A 23,930-nucleotide genomic window follows, 5' to 3' on the forward strand; every position below is an offset into this window, starting at 1 on the left:
CACGAGCATTCGGCCGGACGACCGACTTCCCGGCGAACTCGCCGCCGTCTGCGAAGCAGCGGCCGACAAGCACGGCCTGGCAAGCTTGCCCCTCATGGACGACATCGCGTTGCGAGAACTGGCGGAGGAACGGCTCCGGGCACTGGCGGGCCCGGAGGCGGTGCTGCGCGAGGACCAGTGGACCGCGATCCACACCCTGGTGGCCCAGCGCCGCCGAGCTCTCGTCGTCCAGCGCACGGGCTGGGGCAAGTCGGCCGTGTACTTCATCGCCACGGCGTTGCTGCGTCAGCTCGGTGAGGGCCCCACGATCATCGTGTCGCCGTTGCTCGCGTTGATGCGCAACCAGATCGACGCGGCGGCGCGGGCCGGTGTGCACGCGGTGACGATCAACTCGGCGAACCCCGGCGAGTGGGACGCCGTGCAGGAGCAGGTCGCGGCCGGGGAGGTCGACGTGCTCCTGGTGAGTCCGGAACGGCTGAACAACCCTGATTTCCGCGATGCGGTGCTGCCGTCGCTGACGGCGTCCGCGGGCTTGCTCGTCGTCGACGAGGCGCACTGCATCTCGGACTGGGGCCACGACTTCCGGCCCGACTACCGCAGGCTGCGGACGTTGCTGACGGAGCTGCCGTCTGGCGTGCCGGTGCTGGCGACGACGGCGACGGCCAATGACAGGGTGGTCCACGACGTCACCGAGCAGCTGGGGCTCGGCGCCGACGAGGGCACCCTGGTGCTGCGCGGGCCGCTGGACCGCGACAGCCTGCGTCTGTCGGTCGCTCTGCTGCCCACGGCGGAGTCCCGCCTCGGGTGGCTCGCCGAACAGCTCGACCGCATGCCCGGTTCCGGGATCATCTACACGCTCACGGTCGCGGCGGCGGACGACATCGCGGCGTACCTCGCCTCACGCGGTTTCGCGGTGGCCGCGTACTCGGGCAAGACCGAGCCCGCCGAACGGGAACGCGCCGAGGAGGACCTGCTCGGCAACAAGGTCAAGGCACTCGTCGCCACCTCCGCTCTCGGCATGGGTTTCGACAAGCCGGACCTGGGGTTCGTCGTGCACGTCGGCGCCCCGTCCTCCCCGATCGCGTACTACCAGCAGATCGGCCGGGCCGGCCGCGGCGTCGAACGGGCCGAGGTGGTCCTGCTGCCCGGCCACGAGGACCGCGACATCTGGGCGTACTTCACGTCGCTGGCGTTCCCGCCCGAGGTGGTGGTGCGGCAGGTGCTGTCCGCGCTCGACGGCGCGAGCAAACCGCTCTCGACGGCGGCGCTGGAACCGATGGTCGAGCTGTCGCGCGGCAGGCTCGAGGTGGTGCTGAAGGTGCTGGACGTCGACGGCGCGGTCCGGCGCGTACGTGGCGGCTGGGAGTCGACGGGCCGGCCGTGGGAGTACGACGGTGAGCGGTACGCGCGCATCGCGGAGGCGCGCAAGGCCGAGCAGCAGGTGATGATCGAGTACCAGCGCACCGGTTCGTGCCGGATGAAGTTCCTCCAGGACCAGCTCGACGACCCGACCTCGCACGACTGCGGGCGTTGCGACAACTGCACCGGCGAGCGGTTGTCGGTCGAGGTGTCCGAGGTGGCGGCGGAGGCCGCTCGCGAACGGCTGATGCGCCCCGGACTGGACGTGGCGCCGCGCAAGATGTGGCCGACGGGCATGGGCGCGATCGGCGTCCCGCTGTCCGGCAAGATCCCGCCGGGCGAGGTGGCCGCCACCGGCCGGGCGCTCGGCCGCCTCACCGACATCGGCTGGGGCAACCGGCTGCGCGACCTGCTCGCGGACGGCGCCGACCGCGAGATCCCGGACGACGTGTTCGCGGCCTGCGTGAAGGTGCTGACGGCGTGGGGCTGGGACGAACGGCCGGTCGGCGTGGTGACGGTCGGCTCGCGTCGGCGGCCTGAGCTGGTCGGCAGTTTCGGCCAGAAGATCGCGTCGATCGGGCGGTTGCCGTTCCTGGGCACCGTGTGGCTCGGCGAGTCGACGCACCGGGCCAACAGCGCCCAGCGCCTCGCCGGGCTCGTGCGGGCCGGCGAGGCGCCGGACCTGTCCGGTGTGGACGGTCCGGTTCTGTTGGTGGACGACCACATCGACACCGGGTGGACGATGACGGTCGCGGCTCGGATGCTCAGGAAGGAGGGGGTGTCCGCGGTGCTGCCGTTCGCGCTGGCGGTGACGAACTGACCCCCTCCGGAGCCAGTGGTGTGGCCCGGAACGTTGCGGGTGAATTCGCGGTCAGACGGGTGAGTCGTGGTGCCGCGAGGCGCCCTTCTGAACGTGAACACGCCCGTCAACGGGCCGGGTCACACCACTAGCAGTTGTGGATGGCCGAGGTCGCGGACGACACCACCAGGTCCACGCCGGGCAGGGTGATGTGGGCGCCGTTGACCTTGAGGCCGCCGGGTACCGGGACCTGTTCGTTGATCACGATCTTGCCGCCGGGCAACGAGATCGTGGTGTTGGGTGCCGTTGTGACGGCGACGGGGACGCCGGCGACCGTCAGCGTGCCGATGGTGACGTTGCCGGTCGTGGTGCCGCAGGTGCTGCGGGAGGTGGCCACCACGTCTCGCAGGGCTACCAGGCTGATGCCCAGTTCCGCCACGGACGTGCGAGCGGTTGACGTGCCGGGGGCCAGGGTCGTGGTCACCGACGTGCACAACGCCCAGGCTCCTACCGGGGCCGAGACCGTTGCGGCGCAGGGTGGTGCGGTGGTGGTGGCTCGGGCCGTGCGGACTTCGCCGGTGTCCGGAGTGGGCGCGACGGTGAGGCCCGCTGCCTTGCCGGAGAGGCCGAAGCCTCGGCCGGTCATGTGTCGCAGGCCGAGGGTGGCGGAGGTGTTGCTTGGTTCGTAGAACTGGTCGCCGGTGAACGTCGCTGTCGCGGACACGGTCGCGGCGGCGTTGAGCGGTTGGTCCGTGGAGGTGATCGTGCACTCCGCCAGGCCTGCGGCGTCGGTGGTGTCCACACAGGACTGGGTGCCACCGAGAGTGAGCTGGATGCTGCGTCCGGCTATCGGGGTGGCGTCGTCTTCGGTCAGTGTGGCCGCCAGGCGGGCCGGTTCGGCGTTGGCCGCTGTGGTGGCGCCGGTGTAGGTCAGGCTGGTTTCTTCTTTGGTCACCGCGAAATCTGTGGTGGCTGCGGACGGGAGCAGGGCTTTGCTGCCGTCGAACGTCGCGGTCAACTGGTAGGTGCCTGCCGGTTCGCCGGGTGTCAGAGCGCAGGAGGCCACGCCGTCCGCGTTCGTGGTGCCTGTGCAGGTTTCGGTGTTGTTCAGCTTGAACGTCACGGGCTGGGACGCGACCGGGGTGCCGGGGCTGGTCAGAGTGAGGCGGGCGGACACCGTTGCGGGGTCGTGGAAGTCGCCGGTCAGGGCACCGGTGTAAGTGAGCGTGGTCGGTTTGCGGGTGACGGCGAACTGGACTTCGGTGCTCGACGGCTGGTGGGTCACGTCGCCGCCGTAGCCGATCGCCAGCGGGTAGTTGCCCGCGGACTCGGCCGGGGTGATCGAGCAGGTCGCCCGGCCGTCGGCGTTGGTGGTGCCTACGCAGGTCTCGTTGGCGTTGAGGCGGAACACCAGTGAGGCGTTGGGCACCGGGCCACTGGCAGCGGTGAGGCGGGCGGAGAGGGTCACCGGGTCGCCGGTGAAGCCGGACGTGGGGCCGGTGTAGGTGATCGTGGTGGACTCGACCAGGTAGCTGATGGTCACGGACGGCTCGTCGGCCGTTTCGCCGGCGGAGAAGTTCGAGACGCCGGCGCCTGCTCGGGCTGAGCCGTGGCCGCCGTCGCCGCCGTCCACCGCAACGATCAGCGGGGTCGGCGCCTGGGCGCCGGATGCGCCGCCTCCGCCGCCGTACCAGCCACCGCCGCCTCCTCCACCGCCGCCACCGCCCGCGGTCGCGGGGTTTCCTGGCGCGCCTACTCCGGCGAGGCCGAAGATGCCTGGGAAGCCGGGGAATCCGCCTGGCCCGGGGATGCCGGGCGCGCCGCCGTTGTTGTCACCGCCGTTGCCTCCGTCGTTGCCCGAGAGGCAGCCGATCGCGAAGCAACGCCCGCCGCCGCCTCCGCCGCCTGGAGCCACGATCACCTTGTCGCACGACTGTCCTGAGCAGATCCGCACGTCGCTCGCGCCACCGCCGGCGCCGCCCGCGAACGGTGTGCCGAAGCCGCCGGACGCGCCACCGCCGTAGCCGGGGTCGCCGCCGGTCGCGCCGTTGCCGTTGCCGCCGTTCTGGCCCACGCCGACCACCAGTTGTGTCACGCCCGCGGAGACGGCCAGGTCGGCCTCGGCGCGGTGGCCCGGTCTGCCGCTGGGGGCCGAGTCGTCGCCGCCGTCCGCGCCCTTGCCGCCGCGTCCGCCGATGGCGACGACGTGGAGTTTCTTGACGCCCGCGGGGATCGTGTAGGTCTGTTCACCGCCGGTGGGGTGGAACGTCTTCGAGACGTAGTGGTCGGCGACTGCCGATGGAGCGAACACGACGCTCGCGCCTACAAGGCCGACGGTGAGTGCCATCGCGAGCCTGGCTCGGGACATCGAGGATGTGCCTTCCGTGCTGAGGGTCCCCCGACCCGGCCAAAGGGTCTCGCAAAGTGGTTCGGGATGACACGATCTTCACCCGAACGCGAATCGATGTGAGCCGTTTGGCCGCAAGAGCATTGGCCGACCAGCAGGGCGGCGACGTGTGGCACTGTCAGCGCCATGATTCCGGACGTCGTGCGGTACCGGCAGGCCGACCTTCTCTCCGGTCTGCACCGGCGGTTCGGGCCGGTCGTGCGGGTGGGGCCGTACACCTACCTGCTCGGGCCCGAGGCGAATCAGTTCGTGTTCGCCCACTCCGAGCTGTTCGAGGTGGAGGCGGCGTTCCAGTCGCTGGTGCCGGTGGACGGGCCCACGTCGTTGATCGTGAGCGACGGCGAGGACCACAAGCGGCGGCGCCGGTTCGTGCAGCCCGCGTTGGCACATCGGCAGATCGCGAGCTACGTGCCGGTCATGCGGGCCAACGCCGAGGCGACGATCGACGCGTGGCGGCCGGGCGAGACCGTCGACGCCTACCAGGAGTTCCGCAGGGCGATCCGGCGCAGCACGATCCACGCGCTGTTCGGCGAGGAACTGGCGCAGGAGTCGGACTTCTTCGGCGCGCACCTCCAGGTGCTGATCAACCTGATCGACCGGAACCCGGCGGTCGTCAAGGTGCTCAGAACGATGAAGTCACCGGGCTGGCGCAACGCGATGCGGGCGCGCCGAGCCGTTGACGCGCGGGTGTACAAGGCGATCGAGGAGACGCGTCAGGGCAAGACGGCCGGTGACGTGCTCACCTCTCTCGTGCAGGGCGACGGGCTGAGCGACCTGGAGGTGCGCGACCAGATCGTCACGCTGATCGCGGCCGGGTACGAGACGACCAGCGGCGCGATGGCGTGGGCGGTGTTCAACCTGTTGCGGCACAACGGGGTCTGGGAGCGAGCACAGCAGGACGACGACTACCTGGCCAACGTCGTCAACGAGACGCTCAGGCTGTACCCGCCGGCGGTCGTCTCGGCACGGGTCGCCGCTGCGCCGTTCGAGTTCGCCGGGAAGAAGATCAAGCAGGGCACGTTCCTGCTGTACAGCCCGTACGTCACGCACCGGCTGGCCGAGGTGTTCCCGGACCCGCTGAAGTTCGACCCGGATCGCTGGGAGACCAAGCCGGCGCCGCACGAGTTCCTGCCGTTCGGCGGCGGCCCGCACCGCTGCGTCGGCGCCGGGCTCGCCACGACCGAGCTGACCGTGATGCTGAAAGCGTTGCTGCAACGGCCGAAGCCCGAACTGCTCCCCCAGCGCCTCACGCCGACAGGTCTGGCCGCGATGCGCCCCAAGAACGGCCTCAAAATCCGAGCAGCAGGATGACCGTCGAGGCGATGCTGGCCACCGCGCGCACGTGGTTCCAGATCGTCCAGGTGCGCAGGTACTCGGGCCAGTAGGCGTCGTCGGTCCGTTCGAGCCGGTTGTTCATCGGCACGTTGACGAACATCGTCAGCAGGAACGACCCTGCGAGGTAGATCAGGCCGCCGACGATCCGTCCCTGGAAGACCTCGATGCCGCACAGGACGGCGGTACCGAGGAACACCAGCAGGAACAACGGGTTCTGAATGCGCACGTTGATCCGGCGCATGGCCGCTCGGGCCTGTTCGGCGGGCAGGTCGGCGAGACCGGGCATGACGGCGACGGAGAAGGCGAAGAACAGGCCGGCCATCAGGCCGGTAGCGGTGGCTGCGATCAGCGTGATTGTCCCCATGGCGCTAACTCTGACCGGTGGGCACCGGACTCTCAATGACAATTCATCGCGCGAGCTTGCTCGTTCGTCCAGAATCAACACCATGACGGACGCGCTGGGCGAGGCACTGCACCTGTTGAGGATGTCCGGCACCTTCTACTGCCGCAACGAGCTCACCGAGCCGTGGGGCGCGACGATGCCCGACATGGCGGACTGCCTGTGGTTCCACGTCCTGACCAGCGGCCGGTGCGACGTCGAGGTCGACGGCCAGGTCACCTCGCTCGAACCCGGCGACGTGCTGCTCGTCCCCGGTGGGCAGCGCCACCGGCTCTTCTACGGCGAGGCGGAGTCGCCGGTCGTCACGACGCTGCCGCACGAGTTCGAGACCGACAACTACGCGATCCTGCGGCACGGTGGCGGCGGCGCGGTGACGCACCTCGTGTGTGGTGCGGTCCGTTTCGACCATCCAGCCGCGAAGCACCTCATCAGCGTGCTGCCGAACGTGCTGTACGTGCGCCGCGCCGACGACATGCGCGCCACGATCGACCTGATGGCCATCGAGTCACAGGCCGTGCGCCCCGGCGGCGAGGCGGTCGTCACCAGGCTCGCGGACGTGCTGGTGATCCAGACGATCCGCTCGTGGCTGGCCAACGACCCGGCCGCGCGCACCGGCTGGCTCGGCGCGTTGCAGGACCAGCAGATCGGGCAGGCACTCGCGCTGATCCACCGCGATCCTGCCCAGCCGTGGACCGTCGAACGCCTCGCGCACCAGACCGCCATGTCCCGGTCGGCGTTCGCGGCGCGGTTCACCGAACTCGTCGGCGAACCGGCCATGCGCTACGTCACGCGGTGGCGCATGCACGTGGCGATGAACAAGTTGAAAGACCGCGACAGCACGGTCAGCGAGATCGCCCGCGGCCTCGGCTACGAGTCGGAGGCCGCGTTCAGCCGGGCGTTCAAACGGATCGTCGGGGTGTCGCCCGGTCAGGCGCGGGTGGGCTGAAGCAGGTCCCAGCGGTTGCCGTAGAGGTCCTCGAACACGGCTACGCGACCGTAGATCTCGTCGCGCGGCTCCTCGCGGAAGTGCACGCCGAACGCGACCATCCGGGCGTGGTCGCGGTCGAAGTCGTCGGTGTTCAGGAAGAACCCGACGCGGCCACCGGTCTGGTCGCCCACTCGTGCCTGCTGCAGACCTGTGTCAGCCTGTGCCAGCAACAACGACGCCCCGTCGCCCGCCGACACCACGACCCAGCGCTTGTCGCCCTGCGGAGTGTCCTCGACCAGCGTGAACCCGAGTCCGTCCACGTAGAAGCGGATCGCCTCGTCGTAGTCGCGGACCACCAACGTCACCAAACCAATAGATCGCACGGCGATGAGTATCGCTTCCCGGGAAGGTCTACTCGCACATGGCTGACTCACTCGTACTTCTGCACCCCGGCGGTGCGGACCCCTCGGCGTTCGGACCGCAGTTCGACGCTCTCGCCGACTTCGCTCTGCACGCGCCGCATCGCGTCAACCAGGCCACTCAGGACCACACCGAGATGGCCTTGGAAACCATCCAGTTCCTGGAGAAGACCGGACCCGCTCACCTGCTCGGGTGCAGCGACGGCGCCACGGTCGCGCTCCTCACGGCCGTGCTGAGACCTGATCTCGTGCAACGACTTGTGGTCGTGTGCGGCGTCTATCACCACGACGGCTGGGACCCGGCCACGGAACTGACGCCGATGCACCACCGTTCGCCCGCACTGACCGGAACAGATCTCGGGAAGTTGCCGAACCGGACGCTGATCATGATCGGTGACGACGACGAGGTGACGCTGGAGCACGCCACCGCCATGTACCGGGCGCTGCCGAATGCCGAGCTGGCAGTCGTTCCTGGCACGTCACATGGGCTGCTGCACGAGAAACCCGCGCTGTGCAACGCGATGATTACTGAGTTCCTCGCGAAGGAGCCAGTTCCGACGATTGCCCCAATACGGCGCGCCAGCGCATAACGATCCGCCCCGCGCTGGACTGGTTACTCGTTCAAAACACTGTGTGTGATTGGGTGCGTCTATGGCGGTTACTTCGGAGACGCATCGACTGCCCGTACGCACGCTCGTCGCGTCAAGCGCCGGCAACGCGGTCGAGTGGTACGACTGGGGCATCTACACGGCTTTCAGCATCTACTTCGCGACGCAGATCTTCCCCTCCGGCAACGAGGCCGCCGCGCTGCTGAGCACGTTCGCGACGTTCGCGCTCGCCTTCTTCTTCCGCCCGCTCGGCGGTTATCTGCTGGGCCGGTTCGCGGACATCCGGGGACGCCGGACCGCGATGCTGCTGACGATCGTGCTGATGTCCGGCGGCTCGGTCGCGATCGGGCTGCTGCCGACGTTCGAGCAGGTCGGCTGGCTCTCACCGGCGCTGCTGGTGCTCGCCCGCGTCGCGCAGGGCATGGCGCTGGGCGGCGAGGTGTCGAACGCGTCGGCGTACCTGGCGGAGATCGCGCCCGCTTCCCACCGCGGCCGGTACTCGTCGTTCTTCTACATCTCGACGGGTGCGGCGGTGCTGGTCGCGTCGCTGCTCGGGTTCTTCCTGTCGCGCAACCTCGACAAGGCCGCGATGGCCTCCTACGGCTGGCGCGTGCCGTTCCTGATCGGTGGCGTGCTCGGCCTGATCGGGCTGTGGCTGCGGCGGGAACTCAAGGAGACCGAGCAGTTCGAGGAGAACAAGGCCAAGGCCGAAAGCCTGCGCAACCCGTTGATGATGACCCTCAAGGAGCATCCGAAGGCCGTCGGGCAGCTCATCGGCATCACGCTGCTCTCGACGCTGAGCTTCTACACGTTCTTCAGCGCGCTGACGCCGTTCGCGGTGAAGACCAAGGGCGCCAACGACATCGACGTGTTCCTGGCGCTGTCGATCGGCACGGTCGTGTTCATCGCGTTGCAGTACCCGATGGGGTGGATGGCGGACCGCTACGGCCGCAAACCTCAGATGCTCGTGTGGTCGGCGGCGATGGCGTTGCTGGTGGTGCCGCTGTCGAGCCTGGTCAAACCCGGACTGGCGAACCTCGTGATCGTGTTCGCCGTGGGGCTCGGGCTCTACACCGCGATCACGTCGATCGCGCCCGCGATCATGAGCGAGCTGTTCCCGACCGAACTGCGCGGGCTCGGCATCGGCGCTTGGTACAACCTGACCGTCGCGGTGTTCGGCGGTACCGCCCCGCTGGTCATCCAGGCCGTGGGCGGCACCGTCTTCTTCTGGTACGTCGCGATCAGCGCGGTGATCACGTTCCTCGTCGTCCTCACGTTGCCGGAGACGAAGGGCGTGGAACTCACCTAGCCAGTGGCACCAGGTCGTCCGCGTGCACGACCTCGCGGCGTTGCTCCTCCGGCAGGTCGTGGGTCTTGCGGCCGATCAACGACGGCAGTTCCGCGGCGTCGTAGCCGACCACGCCGCGGGCCACGATCTCGCCTGCCAAGCTGACCAGCTCCACGACGTCGCCGGCCTCGAAGTCGCCGTCCACACCGGTGATTCCGGCGGCCAGCAGCGAACGACGCCTGCCCACGACCGCGGCGACCGCGCCGTCGTCGAGGTGCAGGCGGCCGTTGGCGTCGGTGGCGTAGCCGAGCCAGAAGCGGCGCGCGGTGAGGCGCGAACCCGTGGCGGCGAACGCCGTGCCGACGTCGGCGGTGGTCAGTGCACGACCCGCTTCGGCGGAACCGGTCAGCAGCACCGGGATGCCCGCGGACGAGGCCAGGCGAGCCGCGGCGAGTTTGGAGGCCATGCCGCCGGTGCCGAGGCCGGACGCACCCACCGTGCCGGCCTGCACACCGTCCACATCGGACGCTGACGCGACCTCGGAGATGCGCACGGCTCCCGGCTTGCGCGGGTCGCCCGAGTAGAGAGCGTCCACGTCCGACAGCAGGAACAACGCGTCGGCGCCGACGAGGTGGGCGACCAACGCCGCGAGACGGTCGTTGTCACCGAAGCGGATCTCTTCGGTGGCAACGGTGTCGTTCTCGTTCACGACCGGGACCGCGCCGAGTGCCAGCAGACGCGAGAACGTGCGCTGGGCGTTGCGGTAGTGGGCTCGGCGCACCACGTCGTCGGCGGTCAGCAGGACTTGACCGACGGTCAACGAGTAGCGGCCGAACGAGTTCGCGTAGGCGTGCGCGAGAGTCAGCTGCCCCACGCTCGCAGCGGCCTGCTGGGTGGCGAGGTCACGCGGGCGGCGAGACAGCTTCAACGGCGCCAGACCGGCGGCGATCGCACCCGACGACACGAGCACGACCTGGCTGCCCGCGGCGGCACGGGCGGCGAGGGCGTCGACCAGCGCGTCCAAACGCGCCGGGTCGAGCCCACCTTCCGCTGTGGTCAAAGAAGAAGAACCGACCTTGACCACGATGCGGTTCGCCGAGGCGACCGCGTTTCGAGCTTGTGAGACCACGGGGGCCGTCACAGATTTACTCCTCGTTGAAGTCGTCGCCGTAGTCACCGGGCGCGCGGCGGGCCTTCTTCAGGGCCTTGCGCTCGTGGGCGCCGATGCGGTCGTTCTGCTCGAGACGGATGTCCGTGCCACGTCCGGTCATCGTCATCGCGATGCCGGCCGGGGTGGTCGGTTCCCAGTCGAAGATCAGGTCGCCGATGGTGACCTGGCAACCGGGGACGGCGCCCATCTTCACGAGCTTGTCCTCGACGCCCAGCCTGTTGAGGCGGTCCGCGAGGTAACCGACGGCTTCGTCGTTGGAGAAGTCGGTCTGGCGGATCCAGCGCTCGGGGCGTTCGCCCTTCACGATGAAGCCACCCTCGACCGAGGGGTCCTCGGTCACGGTGAAGCCCTGGTCGTCCACGGCGGTCGGCCGCAGCACGATTCGGGTGGATTCCTTCTTGGGCTGGGCGGCGCGGTACTCGCGCACGACCTCGCCCAGCTTGAACGTCAGCTCCCGCAGGCCCTGGCGGGACACCGTCGACACCTCGAAGACCGGCAGGCCACGGGCCTCGATCTCCGGGCGGACGATGTCGGCGAGGTCCTGGGCGTCCGGGATGTCGACCTTGTTGAGGATCACCACGCGCGGACGGTCCTCGAAGTTGCCGCCCAGCGCGGGCGTGTACTCCGAGAGTTCCTTCTCCAGCGCGTCGATGTCCGCGATCGGGTCGCGGCCCGGCTCGTACGTCGCGCAGTCGACGACGTGCGCGAGCACCGCGGTGCGCTCGATGTGGCGCAGGAAGTCGAGGCCGAGGCCCTTGCCCTGCGACGCACCGGGGATCAGGCCGGGGACGTCCGCCATCGTGAAGATGGTCTCGCCCGCGGTGATCACGCCGAGGTTCGGGACCAGCGTCGTGAACGGGTAGTCGGCGATCTTCGGTTTGGCCGCGGACAGCACCGAGATCAGCGACGACTTGCCGGCCGACGGGAAGCCGAGCAGGCCGACGTCCGCGACGGACTTGAGCTCCAGCACCAGATCACGCGTCTCGCCCGGCTCACCGAGCAACGCGAAACCGGGCGCCTTGCGGGCCTTGGACGCGAGCGAGGCGTTGCCCAGACCGCCACGGCCACCGGCCGCCGCGATGAGCTGCGTGCCCTCGCCGACGAGGTCGGCCACGATCTCGCCGGACTCGGTCAGCACGACGGTGCCGTCCGGGACGCGCAGGATCAGGTCGTCGCCGTTGGCGCCGTCGCGGTTCGCACCGGCACCGGCCTTGCCGCTGGTGGCGGAGGCGTGCGGGCGGAAGTGGAAGTCCAGCAGGGTGTGCACCTGCGAGTCGACGACGAGGATGACGTTGCCGCCACTGCCTCCGTTGCCGCCGTCCGGACCGCCGAGCGGCTTGAACTTCTCGCGGTGCACTGAAGCACACCCGTTGCCCCCGTTGCCGGCGGCAGCGTGGATCACCACCCGGTCTACGAAGCGGGCCACGGAAATACTTCCTCTCAAAAGGACTTGAACAAGCAACGAGGGGCGGTGCCGGATGACCGGTCCCGCCCCTCGCAGAGGTCTAACTACGTTCCAGGAGCGGTCTTTCTCAGACCGCGACCGGAACGATGTTGACGGTCTTGCGACCGCGCTTCGTACCGAACTCCACCGCACCGGGCAGCAGGGCGAACAGCGTGTCGTCCTTGCCGATGCCGACGCCGACGCCGGGGTGGAACTTGGTGCCGCGCTGGCGGATCAGGATCTCGCCGGCCTTGACGACCTGACCGCCGAACCGCTTCACACCCAGGTACTGGGCGTTGGAGTCACGGCCGTTGCGGGAACTGGACGCACCCTTTTTGTGTGCCATGAGAAGTCAGGTCCTCACTTACCGGTGATGCCGGTGACCTCGACGCGGGTCAGCTTCTGCCTGTGACCCTGGCGCTTGTGGTAACCGGTCTTGTTCTTGAACTTGTGGATGCGAATCTTCGGGCCCTTGGTGTGCTCGACCAGCTTGCCGGTCACCGAGAACTTCTCCAGGGCCGCAGCGTCAGCGGTGACGTCAGTGCCGTCGACCACGAGCAGCGCCTGGAGGGAGATTTCGGTGCCCGGCTCGCCCTCGAGCTTCTCGACCTCGACGATGTCGCCGACAGCGACCTTGTACTGCTTGCCGCCGGTCTTGACGATCGCGTACATCAGGACGGAAGTCTCCTGCTACTCGATGGTGACGGGCCGCGCGCCAACCCGTCTGCGAAGGAAAACAGCAGAGGGGGCACACGACAGGACCCGTCGGATGGCGGGCCGTCCACAAGGTTACGGGAGTGGGTACTGCCGGAGCAAACTGGGGTGCCCCGATCACGTTCCCGCAGGCTGTGCGGTCCCTCACAAGCGAAAACCGGGGCCGCCCGCAGGCGACCCCGGTTCTCACTTTCTCGCGTCAGTCCTCCTGGACCGGCGGTCCCGCGGGCCGCGACACGGCGCGGCGCCTGCGGGTGGTGGTGACCACCGGTGCGGGCATCTGGACCTCAGGCTGCTTGGGCACCTCGACGACGATCGGCGCGGGCGCCTCCGCGGCCGGGGCACCGGCGGCGCGCTTGGCCGCACGACGCCGCGGACGGGCCGCGGGAGGCTCCACAGCGGCCACAGGGGCCACGGCGACGGGCTCGGGGGCGGAGACCGGCTGCGGGGCCGCCACGGGCTCCTGCTCGGGCTCGACCACCAGCACGGGCCGCTGGGCACCGATGCGTCCCGTCACGAGCGGCCTCGCGACCTCGACCGGGGCCTCTTCGACGACCGGTTCGACGAGCTCCTCGGCCGCCTCCTCGATCACCTCGGGCTCGGCGTCGGTGACGACGGGCTCGAGCTCGACGGGCTCCGGGTCCTCCGCGACCTCGTGCGGCACGTGACCGTTGAGCGCCTGCTCCTCGACCACGACCGCGTCGACCACGGCCTGCGGCTCCTTGTCCCGGCCACGGCGACGACGGCGACGACGGCCGTGGGCCTCGTGCTCCTGGTCGGCCGCGACCACGTCCTCGGAGGTGTCCTCGGGCTCACCGAGCTCGATGACCTCGGGCTCGACCGGGGCCTCGGGCGCCTCGACGGACGCCTCGACGATCTCGGGGGTGTCGGCCGCCTGCTCGCCGCCACCCTTGTTGCGACGCGACTTGCGGCCACCGCTCTGCTGCTGCGGCTGCGACTGCTGCTGGCCGCCACCGTTGCCACCGCCGTGCGAGTGCACGGGCTCGGTGGACACGACGACGCCACGGCCGCGGCAGTGCTCACACGTCTGGCTGAACGCCTCGAGCAGGCCGGTGCCGACCCGCTTGCGGGTCATCTGCACGAGACCCAGCGAGGTGACCTCGGCGACCTGGTGACGCGTGCGGTCGCGGCCGAGGCACTCGGTCAGGCGGCGCAGCACCAGGTCGCGGTTCGACTCCAGGACCATGTCGATGAAGTCGATGACGATGATGCCGCCGATGTCGCGCAGCCGGAGCTGGCGGACGATCTCCTCCGCCGACTCCAGGTTGTTGCGCGTGACGGTCTCTTCGAGGTTGCCGCCGGAACCGGTGAACTTGCCGGTGTTGACGTCGATGACCGTCATCGCCTCGGTGCGGTCGATGATCAGGTAACCACCCGACGGCAGCCAGACCTTGCGGTCGAGCGCCTTCATCAGCTGCTCGTCGATGCGGTACTCGACGAACGCGTCGTTGTTGCCGACGTGCTTCTTCAGGCGGTCCTGCAGGTCCGGCGCCACGTGGCGGACGTAGGAGTCGATGACCTCCCACGCCTCGTCGCCCTGGACGACGAGCTGGGCGAAGTCCTCGGTGAACAGGTCGCGGACGACCTTCACCAGCAGGTCCGGCTCTTCGTAGAGCAGCGTCGGCGCCTTGGTGGAGGTGCTGTCGGACTTCTCCTTGATGACCTTCCACTGAGCCTGCAGACGCGTGACGTCGCGGCCCAGCTCCTCCTCGGCGATGCCTTCGGAGGCGGTGCGGATGATCACGCCGGCGTCCTCGGGGACGACGCGCTTGAGGATGTCCTTGAGGCGCTTGCGCTCGTTGTCCGGCAGCTTGCGGCTGATGCCGGTGGCACCGCCGCCCGGCACGTACACGAGGAAGCGGCCGGGGAGGCTGATCTGCGTGGTGAGGCGGGCGCCCTTGTGGCCGACCGGGTCCTTGGTGACCTGGACGAGCACGCTGTCGCCGCTGGAGAGCGCCTGCTCGATCTTGCGGGACTTGCCCTCGAGACCGGCGGCGTCCCAGTCGACCTCACCGGCGTAGAGCACGGCGTTGCGGCCGCGGCCGATGTCGATGAACGCGGCTTCCATGCTCGGCAGCACGTTCTGCACGCGGCCGAGGTAGACGTTGCCCACGATCGAGCCGGAGCCCGACGACGTGACGAAGTGTTCGACCAGCACGCCGTCTTCCAGCACGCCGATCTGGGTGCGGTCGCCGCGTTCGCGGACGACCATCGTGCGGGCCACTGCCTCACGGCGGGCCAGGAACTCGGCCTCGGTGAGCACCGGGGCACGGCGGCGGCCGGCCTCGCGACCGTCACGACGGCGCTGGCGCTTGGCCTCCAGGCGCGTCGAGCCGCGGATGCTGCGCACCTCGCTCTGCGCGGCCTCGGAGTCGGCCTTGTCGTCGCGCGCGTCCCGCGTCTCGCGGACGTGCACGACCGTGTTCGGCGGGTCGTCCTCGGACGTGACCTCGTCCTCCGCGCCGGTCTTGCGGCGACGGCGGCGACGGCGGCGACGGGTCGAGCTCTCGTCACCCTCGTCCTCGGCCTCGGCGGCGTCATCGCTCTCGGCGGGCTCGGAGGCGTCCGTCTCGGCCGCAGCCTCGTCGGTCTCCTCGCCGCCCTCGGCGTCCGTGCCCTTGCCACGACCCCGGCCACGACGGCCACGGCGGCGACGACGACGGCTGTCGGACTCGTCGTCACCGTCCGCCTCGGCGTCGGTCTCGGCGGCTTCGGCTGCCTCGAGCTCGTCCGCGGCGATCTCGCCGACGGACTTCTCCTCGGCGACCGGCTCCTCCTCGACGACGAACGGCGAGGGCGGTGCCTTCGGCCGTTCGATCGGCGCGGGCGGCAGGAACACCGCGCTCGGCGCGGCGAAGATCGGCGCGAGCGCCGGTGCCTCGAACGCCGGGATCGCGGGCGCCTCGTAGTCCTCGGTGACCTCACCGGTGACCACGTCGTCCCAGTCGACGAGTGTCTCGGCGACCTTCAGCGCGACGTCGCGGCTGACGCTCGACTGCGCGCTCTTGGGGACCTCACCGAGGTCCGCCAGCGCCGTCATCACGTCCTTGCTGCTGACGTCCAGCAGTTTCGCCAGGGCATGGACCCGCAACTTGTCCGGCAGGTCCGCCAGTTCAGGGCGTGCGGCAACCACGCCCTGCCCGCCGGTGACACCGGCAGGCTTGTCCTTGTTCGACATGCAGCTCCTCCACCCCCGGGCGCGTCCCGTGAGGACGCGGCCGCGCAGGGGCCTCTCTTGTCTCTCTCCACCGCTGCTCGCGGCGGGAATCCTTGCCTCGCGCGCAGTGGCGTGGCGCCTCACTGGGCGCACGCTTGCGCAGGTCCCACGACGACGCCGCTGTCAGCGCCGCTCCTCCTGTTTGCGCGTTGCGGCCGGGCCAGACCAAACCGACACCGTCGGCGCTCGTCAGGACTCTCTGTCCTGCTGGAGCGGGTCCACCAGCCTGCCCTCGCCGTCGAGCCGTCCCTGCGCCATCCGGGTTGCTCTCGCAGGTACCGGCGGCACGAGATCGGCCACGACGCGAAGCGCATTCAGCACGTCGTCGGGTCGCACGGTAGGCGTTACCTGCCGTACGACCGTCATGAGTATCCCACACGGTCGTGACAAAGCGGTGTCATCGTGTCCGGCGTCGCTCGAACGTGGTTCGACCAGCGCTGACACGACGGCGGGCCGCACGTCGAGCATCTTCGTGCCGTTCTTGGTGAGCCGCTCGACCTCGACGGACTCTGCCTCGAGGAAGACGCTCACCGCCTTCGCGAGCTCATCGGGCTCGACACCGTCGAGCTCGATCCGCCATTCGCTCGCGTCGATGCGCTCGGTGAGGTTGCCACCGCGCGCCTGGACTATGTCGACGACGTCGATGCCGGGTGGCAACGCCTCGTCGAGCGCGATCCTGAGCGCCTCCGGGTCGAGCTCCTCGACCACCGACACCTCGACGTACTCCGCCTCGCTGGCGACGCCGGTCGGCGCGGCGCCGACCCACGACACCTTCGGGTGAGGGCTGAACCCCTGCGAGTACGCCATGGGTACGCCTGCCCTGCGCAGCGCACGTTCGAACGTGCGAGCGATGTCGCGGTGCGAAGTGAAACGCAGCCTCCCCCGCTTGGTGTAGCGAAGGCGCAGCTTCTGCACGGCGACGGCCGACGGGTTGTTGGGCAGGTTGCGGCTCAGCGGTGCTCCCCTTGGTGTTCCGACGGGTGAGCGGTCCCATCGGCGCAGGCTGTTCGTCCAGTAGGACGGTACCGTGAACCTGATTCAGAACGTTCAGCTTGTCTAGATCGTTGCGCGTGGCTACGGTCCGGCTGACTGGACGCCCTGCCGACTGGAGGTCCCTGGTGCCTCTGCCCCACCGCGCTCGAGGGGCGGCGATGACCGCACTGCTCGTCGCCGGGTGTCTGGCGGCATCCCTGCCCGCCGGCGCGGAACCGGACCCGGCACCCGTGACGGCGTCCTGCATCCAGCCAGGTCCACTGCTGCGCTACCTGGTGGTGTTTCCGCAGTCCACGCCCGCTGAGACGGCGAACGCGGAGATCACCGAGGCGTGCGGTCTGACCACCGTCTACTACCCGCAGATCTCGGTCGCGGTGGCCACCTCGCCCGACCCCGGCTTCCTCCGGTTGATCGGCCCGGAACGCGCCTACAGCGCCCAGGGCGAGAGCATCGCCAAGCGGTCGGTGAAGCGGAAGAAGGACGACACGGAGCTGTTCCGGCCCTCGGGCGTGCGCTCGGCCGAACAATGGGACATGGATCTCATCAAGGCGCCGGCCGCGCACGAGATCACCACGGGTTCCAAGTCCGTCGTCGTGGGCGTCCTGGACTCCGGCGTCGACGCCCGCCACCCCGATCTCGTCGGCGCGCTGGCCCCCGAACTGTCCGCGGGGTGCCTGACCGGCAAGCCCGACACGTCGCCGTCCGCGTGGATCCCGACGACCTCCGCCCACGGCACGCACGTCGCCGGCACCATCGCCGCCGCTGATGACGGCCGCGGCACCACGGGCGTCGCACCGGGCGTGCGCATCGCGTCCGTGAAGGTCGTGGACGACGACGGCTTCATCTACCCCGAGTACGCGGTGTGCGGCTTCATGTGGGCCGCCTCGCAGAACATGACGATCACCAACAACAGCTACTTCATCGACCCGTACCTGTTCACGTGCCAGAGCGAGCCTGGTCAGCGCATCATCTACGAGGCCGTGCGTCGTGCCGTGGACTACGCGACCTCGCGCAACGTGCTGACGGTCGCCGCCGCCGGAAACGCCGCAGCGGACCTGTCCCGGCCGGGGCGCGACTCGATGTCGCCGACGAACGGCGAGGCTCAGACGCGACCGGTGGACTCGACGTGCGTGGTGCTTCCGGCGCAGCTCAAGAACGTGGTGGGCGTGTCGGCGGTCGAGTCGACCAAGACCAAGGCCGGGTACAGCTCGTACGGGCTGGGCGCGATCGACGTGACGGCACCGGGTGGCGATCCGCGCACCCCGACCGGATGCGTGCTGTCGACCGTGCCGTCCGGCTACGACTACTCGTGCGGCACGTCGATGGCGACGCCGCACGCGACCGGGGTGGCGGCGCTGATCGCGTCCACGCATCCGGAGACCGACGCGGTGTCGTTGGGGCGCATGTTGAACGCGCAGGCCGAGACGCTGGCCTGCCCTGGTGACTACGACCTGAACGGGACGGGTGTGCAGGACGCGTTCTGCACCGGGTACTCGGAGTACAACTCGTTCTACGGTCACGGACTCGTGGACGCGCTGGCCGCCGTCACGAAGTGATCGTCAACGCCTGTCTGCGCGACGGAACGGGCGGCAGTCCGACTCTCGTCGTGGACGACGGGGATTTCAGCGATGCCGAACGCCGGGCGCTGCCTGTCCGGTACGGCGTTTCGCACGCTGTGTTCGTCGGGGCGGGCGGGGTGCTGAGGTTCTTCACATCCGAGGGCGAACTGCCTGGCTGCGGGCACGGAACCGTTGCCGCGCTTGCGGTTCTGGCCGCGGACGGCGAACGCGAGTTCACGCTTCGAACGGGCGGGAGGACGTTCCGCGGCACGGCGACGCTGGTGCCGGACGGCGTCGAGGCCGCCTTCGATCCGGGACCGATCCAGGTCCGGCCCGCCACGCCGACCGAACTGGCCGCAGTCGTGGGCGCGTTGGGCGCAGACGGCACGTGTGTGATCGCGACGCTGGGACGGCCGCGGGTGCTCATCGAGGTGCCCGACGTCGCGGCCTTGACGCCGGATCTCGCCCTGCTGCGCGCGGCGACCGACGAGTTCGGCCTGCTGGGGTGCTACGCCTACAGCTCAGGGCCCGGCCGGTACGCGGCTCGGATGTTCGCGCCGTCCATCGGTGTGCCGGAGGACATCGCCAACGCCAACAGCACAGCTTGCCTCGCGGCTCATCTGGCCGCGGACGTCGCCGTCGACATGGGTGACTCGCTCGGCCGGCCCGCCACCATCACGGCCACGGTCGCGGGACCAGGCGTGATGGTGGGCGGGATCTCGGCCGTTACGGCGTGAGAGCGGGGTTCTTCACCGGCGAGCCGACGCCGACCGGGGAGATCGGCAGCAGCTTGCGACCCGTCGGACCGACCTCGATGTCCGTGCCCATCGCCGGGCAGACACCGCAGTCGAAGCACGGGGTCCAGCGGCAGTCGTCCTGCTCGCGCTCGTCGAGCGCGTCCTGCCAGTCGGCCCAGAGCCATTCCTTGTCGAGGCCCGAGTCGAGGTGGTCCCAGGGCAGGACCTCCAGTTCCTCGCGCTCGCGGGTGGTGAACCAGGCGAGGTCGACGCCGAGCGGCTCCAGCTGTTCCGCCGCCTTCGCGGTCCAGCGGTCGTAGGAGAAGTGCTCGCTCCAGCCGTCGAACCGGCCACCGTCGCGCCACACGGCCTCGATGACCTTGCCGATGCGGCGGTCACCCCGGCTGAGCAGGCCTTCGATGAGGCTCGGCTTGCCGTCGTGGTAGCGCATGCCGATGTTGCGGCCGAGGCTGCGGTCGCTGTTCACGGCGTCGCGGAGCTTCTTCAGCCGGTCGTCGACCACGTCCGGGTCGCACTGCGCGGCCCACTGGAACGGCGTGTGCGGCTTGGGCACGAACCCGCCGATCGAGATGGTGCAGCGGACGTCGTTGCGGCCGCTGGCCTGCCGGCCCGCGCGGATGACGTTCTTCGCCATCTCCGCGATCTGCAGGACGTCCTCGTCCTCCTCGGTCGGGAGGCCGCACATGAAGTAGAGCTTCACCTGCCGCCAGCCGTTGGAGAACGCGGCCGACACCGTCCGGATGAGGTCCTCTTCGGACACCATCTTGTTGATGACGCGGCGCATCCGCTCACTGCCGCCCTCGGGCGCGAAGGTCAGACCCGAGCGCCTTCCGTTGCGGGACAACTCGTTCGCGAGATCGATGTTGAACGCGTCGACGCGGGTGCTCGGCAGGCTCAGGCCCGTGTTCGTGCCCTCGTAGCGGTCCGCGAGGCCCTTGGTGATCTCGGCGATCTCGCTGTGGTCGGCACTGGACAGGGACAGCAGCCCGACCTCTTCGAAGCCGGTCGCCGCCAGGCCCTTCTGGACCATCGCGCCGATGCCCTCGATGGACCGCTCGCGCACCGGGCGGGTGATCATGCCCGCCTGGCAGAAGCGGCAGCCGCGCGTGCAGCCGCGGAAGATCTCGACGCTCATCCGCTCGTGGACGCTCTCGGCGAGCGGCACCAGCGGCTGCTTCGGGTACGGCCACGCGTCGAGGTCCATCGTGGTGCGCTTGAAGACGCGGTACGGGACCCGGTCGCGGTTCGGCACGACGCGCTGGATGCGGCCGTCCGGCAGGTACTCCACGTCATAGAAGCGCGGGATGTACACGCCGCCGGTCTCGGCGAGCCTGGTCAGGACCTCGTCACGGCCGCCGGGGCTGCCCTCGGCCTTCCACGCCCTGACGATCTCGGTGATCTCCAGAACGGCCTCTTCGCCGTCGCCCAGCACCGCCGCGTCCACGAACTCGGAGATCGGCTCGGGGTTGAACGCCGCGTGCCCACCGGCGACCACGATCGGGTCGTCCTCGGTGCGGTCCTTGGCGTGCAGCGGGATGCCGGCGAGGTCCAGCGCCGTGAGCATGTTCGTGTAGCCCAGCTCCGTCGCGAAGCTGATGCCCATCAGGTCGAACGCCTTCACCGGGCGGTGGCCGTCCACCGTGAACTGCGGGACGTCGTGCTCACGCATGAGCTTCTCGAGGTCCGGCCACACGGCGTACGTGCGCTCGGCGAGCACGTCCGGCAGCTCGTTGAGGATCTCGTAGAGGATCATGACGCCCTGGTTGGGCAGCCCGACCTCGTACGCGTCGGGGTACATCAAAGCCCAGCGCACGGACGCCGCGTCCCAGTCCTTGACGGTCGCGTTGAGCTCCCCGCCGACGTACTGCACCGGCTTCGAGATCCGCGGCAGCAGTGGCTCCAACCTGGGGAAAACAGACTCGACACTCACACGACCAGAGTAACGGCCCCCACAGGCGTGGGCCGAATCGCGCCTCAGTCCAGCAACAACGTGCCCAATCGACGTGCCGCCACCACCGTTCCGACGGCCGCCAGCACCGCGAAGTACGCGACGTGACCGAGCATGCCCCAGCCGACAACGCCCAGCGTGAGGCCCCGCATCAGCTCGATGGCGTGGTAGAGCGGCGTCCACGTCACCACGGTCTGCAACCAGCCCGGATACACCGACAGCGGGTAGAACGTCGTCGAGAACAGGAACAACGGCAACACCGCGAGCTGCACGAGGTCGAAGTCCTGCCACGACCGCATGAACGTCGTCGCCGCCATGCCCACCGCGGCGAACGCGAACGCCACCAGCAACGCCGCCGGCAACGCGAGCAACGCCCACGGCGAGAAGATCAGCCCCATCCCAAGCATGACCGCGAGGAACCCGGCCGAGTACAGGCCACCCCTGATGAGCGCCCAGGCGATCTCGCCGATCGCGATGTCCATCGGCCCCATCGGCGTCGTGAGCATCGCGTCGTACAGCTTCACGTACTTGAACTTGAAGAACACGTTGAACGTCGCGTCGTACACGGCCCCGTTCATCGCGCTCGCCGCCAGCAGCGCGGGCGCCACGAACGCCGCGTAGCTGATCGGCCGCCCGTCCGGCCCGGCCACCGCCGTCACCATCTGCCCGAACCCGAGCCCCAGCGACCACAGGAACAGCACGGGCTCGAACGCCCCGCCGACCAGCACGAACCACGCGCGCCGGTTCACGATCGCAGCGCGTTCGACGAGCATGCTCGCCTTGCCGCCGTAGAGCCCCGGCGGAATCACGCGCCACAACAGCCCCACGCTGGCGGGCACGGCCTTCTCGCGATCGAGGGTCTGCGTCATACCGCCAGCCTCCGGTGGAAGAACTTCACGCCGAGCGCGATGCCCGCGGCCGTCAGCGCCGTCAGGTACGCGAGGTGCCCCAACGCCGGTAAGAGGTCCAATGTGCCGAACGTCGTGCCTCTCGCGAGCTCGATGCCGTGCCACGCGGGCGTCAGCCACACCACCGGCAACAACCAGTCCGGCAGTTGGCTGACCGGGAAGAACGCCCCGGTGAACAGCGTCATCGGCATCATCACGAACCGGAAGATCGTGGTGAAGCCGTCCGGCTTGTCCAACGTCGCGCTGTAGGCGACCAACGGCGCACTGAACGCCAACGCCGCCACCGTCGCAACCGGAATCGACACGAGGATGCCGGGCCCCGCCGCCGCGCCGAGGACGACCGCGATCCCCACGAACACCGCGGACCGCACGAACATCTGCGACCCGATCCACAACATCTGCCCGTAGAGCACCTGCGCGGGCGTGATCGGCGTGGCCACCATCCCGACGTACGACTTCTGCCACAGAAACGCCGACATGATCGCGTACGTCGACTCGAACGTCGCCCCCTGCAACGCCGTCACGACGACCAGCGCGGGCGCGAGGTACTCCAGATACGGCACCCCGCCGATCAACGCCGTCGACTGCACCTGCGACCCGAACCCGAGCCCCAGCGCGAGCAGGAACAACACGGGCGTCAGAAAGCTCGACACGACCGTGGCCCGCCAGTTGCGCCGGTACCACGTCCAGTGCTTCTCGAACCCGAACCAGGAGGCCCTGAGCGTCTGCATCAGTCCACCAACGTCCGGCCGGTGAGCCGTAGGAACACGTCCTCCAGCGAACTGCGCCGCACGAGACTCTGCACCGGCGCAACCCCGTGCTCATGGACTCTTTGGAGGGTCGCTTCGCCGTCCTGCGTGTAGAGCAGCAACCGATCCGGCAGCACTTCGACCCGCTCCGCGAACCTCTCCAGGTCCGGTTTCTCCGCGCCGGGCTGGAACCGCAACTCCAGCACCTCCCTGGTGGAGTACCTGTTGATCAGCTCGCTGGGCGACCCTTCCGCCGCGATCCGTCCACCGTCCATCACCACGAGCCGGTCGCACAGCTGCTCGGCCTCGTCCATGTAATGCGTGGTGATGATGAGCGTGACACCGTCCTGCTTGAGCCGGAACAGCCTGTCCCACAACAGATGCCGCGCCTGCGGATCCAACCCGGTCGTCGGCTCGTCAAGCAGCAGCAACTCCGGATCGTTCACAAGGGACCTGGCGATCGTGAGCCGCCGCTTCATCCCGCCGCTGAGCGGCTCGACCTCGTGATCGGCCCGGTCGGCCAGCTGCGCGAACTCCAGCAACTCCGCGGCCTTCTCCCGGCACTTCTGCCGCGACATCCCGAAGTACCGCCCGTAGATCTGCAGGTTCTGCCGAACCGTCAGCTCAGTGTCGAGGTTGTCGAGCTGCGGCACCACCCCGAGCCGAGCCCGGATCAGCGGCCCTTGTGTGGCCGGATCCATGCCCAGCACCTTGAGCTCGCCACCGCTCCGCCCGGACACGCACGAGATCATCCGCATGGTCGACGACTTCCCCGCCCCGTTGGGCCCGAGAAACCCGAACGCCTCACCTCTGCGCACCTCGACGTCGATGCCGCGCACGGCCTCAAACGACCCGAAGTGCTTGGTCAGAGCCTTGGCCTCAACGAGGTTGTCCACCCGCCCGAC

The 23,930-nt window shown here is 69.3% G+C and carries 20 protein-coding genes; 7 read left to right on the forward strand and 13 right to left on the reverse strand.

Going from position 1 to position 23,930, the window contains the following annotated elements:
• Window positions 1-94 precede the first annotated feature (94 nt).
• A complete protein-coding gene (locus BM417_RS41740; protein ID WP_093605779.1) occupies window positions 95-2,179 on the forward strand; it encodes a RecQ family ATP-dependent DNA helicase in 2,085 nt (694 codons plus the stop codon).
• A gap of 127 nt (window positions 2,180-2,306) precedes the next feature.
• Here the strand turns inward: BM417_RS41740 and BM417_RS41745 are convergent, their stop codons facing one another.
• Window positions 2,307-4,526, reverse strand: coding sequence for an Ig-like domain-containing protein (locus tag BM417_RS41745; protein ID WP_143139049.1), 2,220 nt, complete (start codon window positions 4,524-4,526; stop codon window positions 2,307-2,309).
• A gap of 165 nt (window positions 4,527-4,691) precedes the next feature.
• Between BM417_RS41745 and BM417_RS41750 the strand changes: the two genes are divergently transcribed.
• A complete protein-coding gene (locus BM417_RS41750; RefSeq protein WP_218164733.1) occupies window positions 4,692-5,876 on the forward strand; it encodes a cytochrome P450 in 1,185 nt (394 codons plus the stop codon).
• Here the strand turns inward: BM417_RS41750 and BM417_RS41755 are convergent.
• Window positions 5,854-6,264: an anthrone oxygenase family protein gene (locus BM417_RS41755; RefSeq protein ID WP_093605657.1), complete on the reverse strand. Its 411-nt coding sequence runs from the start codon at window positions 6,262-6,264 to the stop codon at window positions 5,854-5,856. The genes BM417_RS41750 and BM417_RS41755 overlap by 23 nt on opposite strands.
• A gap of 82 nt (window positions 6,265-6,346) precedes the next feature.
• Between BM417_RS41755 and BM417_RS41760 the strand changes: the two genes are divergently transcribed.
• A complete protein-coding gene (locus BM417_RS41760) occupies window positions 6,347-7,246 on the forward strand; it encodes an AraC family transcriptional regulator (RefSeq protein WP_093605658.1) in 900 nt (299 codons plus the stop codon).
• On the opposite strand, the gene BM417_RS41765 is transcribed toward BM417_RS41760, so the two are convergent.
• Entirely contained in the window at window positions 7,228-7,593 is a 366-nt protein-coding gene (locus BM417_RS41765; protein ID WP_245822708.1) for a VOC family protein, read from the reverse strand. The genes BM417_RS41760 and BM417_RS41765 overlap by 19 nt on opposite strands.
• Window positions 7,594-7,649: 56 nt before the next feature.
• Here BM417_RS41765 and BM417_RS41770 point away from each other — a divergent pair, with 56 nt between their 5' ends.
• Both BM417_RS41770 and BM417_RS41775 read left to right on the forward strand, forming a co-directional pair.
• Complete coding sequence (locus BM417_RS41770; protein ID WP_093605660.1) at window positions 7,650-8,237, forward strand: alpha/beta fold hydrolase; 588 nt, start codon at window positions 7,650-7,652, stop codon at window positions 8,235-8,237.
• Between the two features lie 61 nt (window positions 8,238-8,298).
• Entirely contained in the window at window positions 8,299-9,564 is a 1,266-nt protein-coding gene (locus tag BM417_RS41775) for an MFS transporter (protein ID WP_093605661.1), read from the forward strand.
• On the opposite strand, the gene proB is transcribed toward BM417_RS41775, so the two are convergent.
• The 6 genes from proB to BM417_RS41805 form a co-directional block, all read right to left on the reverse strand.
• Entirely contained in the window at window positions 9,557-10,684 is a 1,128-nt protein-coding gene (gene proB, locus BM417_RS41780; RefSeq protein WP_093605662.1) for a glutamate 5-kinase, read from the reverse strand. The two genes, BM417_RS41775 and proB, sit on opposite strands and share 8 nt — an antisense overlap.
• A gap of 4 nt (window positions 10,685-10,688) precedes the next feature.
• Window positions 10,689-12,140 (reverse strand): GTPase ObgE, encoded by a 1,452-nt coding sequence (gene obgE, locus BM417_RS41785; RefSeq protein WP_093605663.1) that lies wholly within the window; start codon window positions 12,138-12,140, stop codon window positions 10,689-10,691.
• A gap of 106 nt (window positions 12,141-12,246) precedes the next feature.
• On the reverse strand, window positions 12,247-12,504 hold the full coding sequence (gene rpmA, locus BM417_RS41790; protein ID WP_093605664.1) for a 50S ribosomal protein L27: 258 nt from the start codon (window positions 12,502-12,504) through the stop codon (window positions 12,247-12,249).
• 14 nt (window positions 12,505-12,518) lie between these two features.
• Window positions 12,519-12,830 (reverse strand): 50S ribosomal protein L21, encoded by a 312-nt coding sequence (gene rplU, locus BM417_RS41795; protein ID WP_093605665.1) that lies wholly within the window; start codon window positions 12,828-12,830, stop codon window positions 12,519-12,521.
• A 241-nt stretch (window positions 12,831-13,071) separates the two neighbouring features.
• On the reverse strand, window positions 13,072-16,071 hold the full coding sequence (locus BM417_RS41800; protein WP_093605666.1) for a translation initiation factor IF-2 N-terminal domain-containing protein: 3,000 nt from the start codon (window positions 16,069-16,071) through the stop codon (window positions 13,072-13,074).
• 228 nt (window positions 16,072-16,299) lie between these two features.
• Window positions 16,300-17,025 (reverse strand): TIGR03936 family radical SAM-associated protein, encoded by a 726-nt coding sequence (locus BM417_RS41805; protein WP_093605667.1) that lies wholly within the window; start codon window positions 17,023-17,025, stop codon window positions 16,300-16,302.
• 236 nt (window positions 17,026-17,261) lie between these two features.
• Between BM417_RS41805 and BM417_RS41810 the strand changes: the two genes are divergently transcribed.
• Together BM417_RS41810 and BM417_RS41815 are read left to right on the forward strand one after the other, a co-directional pair.
• Window positions 17,262-18,659 carry a S8 family peptidase gene (locus BM417_RS41810; RefSeq protein WP_093605668.1) on the forward strand — a complete coding sequence of 466 codons (1,398 nt, stop codon included), beginning with the start codon at window positions 17,262-17,264 and terminating at the stop codon, window positions 18,657-18,659.
• Window positions 18,656-19,399, forward strand: a complete 744-nt coding sequence (locus tag BM417_RS41815; RefSeq protein WP_093605669.1) for a PhzF family phenazine biosynthesis protein — start codon at window positions 18,656-18,658, stop codon at window positions 19,397-19,399. Before BM417_RS41810 ends, BM417_RS41815 begins: the two co-directional genes overlap by 4 nt.
• Here the strand turns inward: BM417_RS41815 and BM417_RS41820 are convergent.
• From BM417_RS41820 to BM417_RS41835, 4 genes are read right to left on the reverse strand one after another with little or no spacing between them, the layout of a single operon-like run.
• Window positions 19,389-21,350 carry a TIGR03960 family B12-binding radical SAM protein gene (locus BM417_RS41820; RefSeq protein ID WP_093605670.1) on the reverse strand — a complete coding sequence of 654 codons (1,962 nt, stop codon included), beginning with the start codon at window positions 21,348-21,350 and terminating at the stop codon, window positions 19,389-19,391. The two genes, BM417_RS41815 and BM417_RS41820, sit on opposite strands and share 11 nt — an antisense overlap.
• A gap of 44 nt (window positions 21,351-21,394) precedes the next feature.
• On the reverse strand, window positions 21,395-22,237 hold the full coding sequence (locus BM417_RS41825) for an ABC transporter permease (RefSeq protein WP_093605671.1): 843 nt from the start codon (window positions 22,235-22,237) through the stop codon (window positions 21,395-21,397).
• On the reverse strand, window positions 22,234-23,007 hold the full coding sequence (locus tag BM417_RS41830) for an ABC transporter permease (protein WP_093605672.1): 774 nt from the start codon (window positions 23,005-23,007) through the stop codon (window positions 22,234-22,236). Before BM417_RS41830 ends, BM417_RS41825 begins: the two co-directional genes overlap by 4 nt.
• Entirely contained in the window at window positions 23,007-23,921 is a 915-nt protein-coding gene (locus tag BM417_RS41835; protein WP_245822710.1) for an ABC transporter ATP-binding protein, read from the reverse strand. The genes BM417_RS41830 and BM417_RS41835 overlap by 1 nt, the downstream gene beginning before the upstream one ends.
• Window positions 23,922-23,930: the final 9 nt, after the last annotated feature.

It is taken from the genome of Lentzea waywayandensis (genome assembly GCF_900115955.1).
GTDB classification, from domain to species: domain Bacteria; phylum Actinomycetota; class Actinomycetes; order Mycobacteriales; family Pseudonocardiaceae; genus Lentzea; species Lentzea waywayandensis.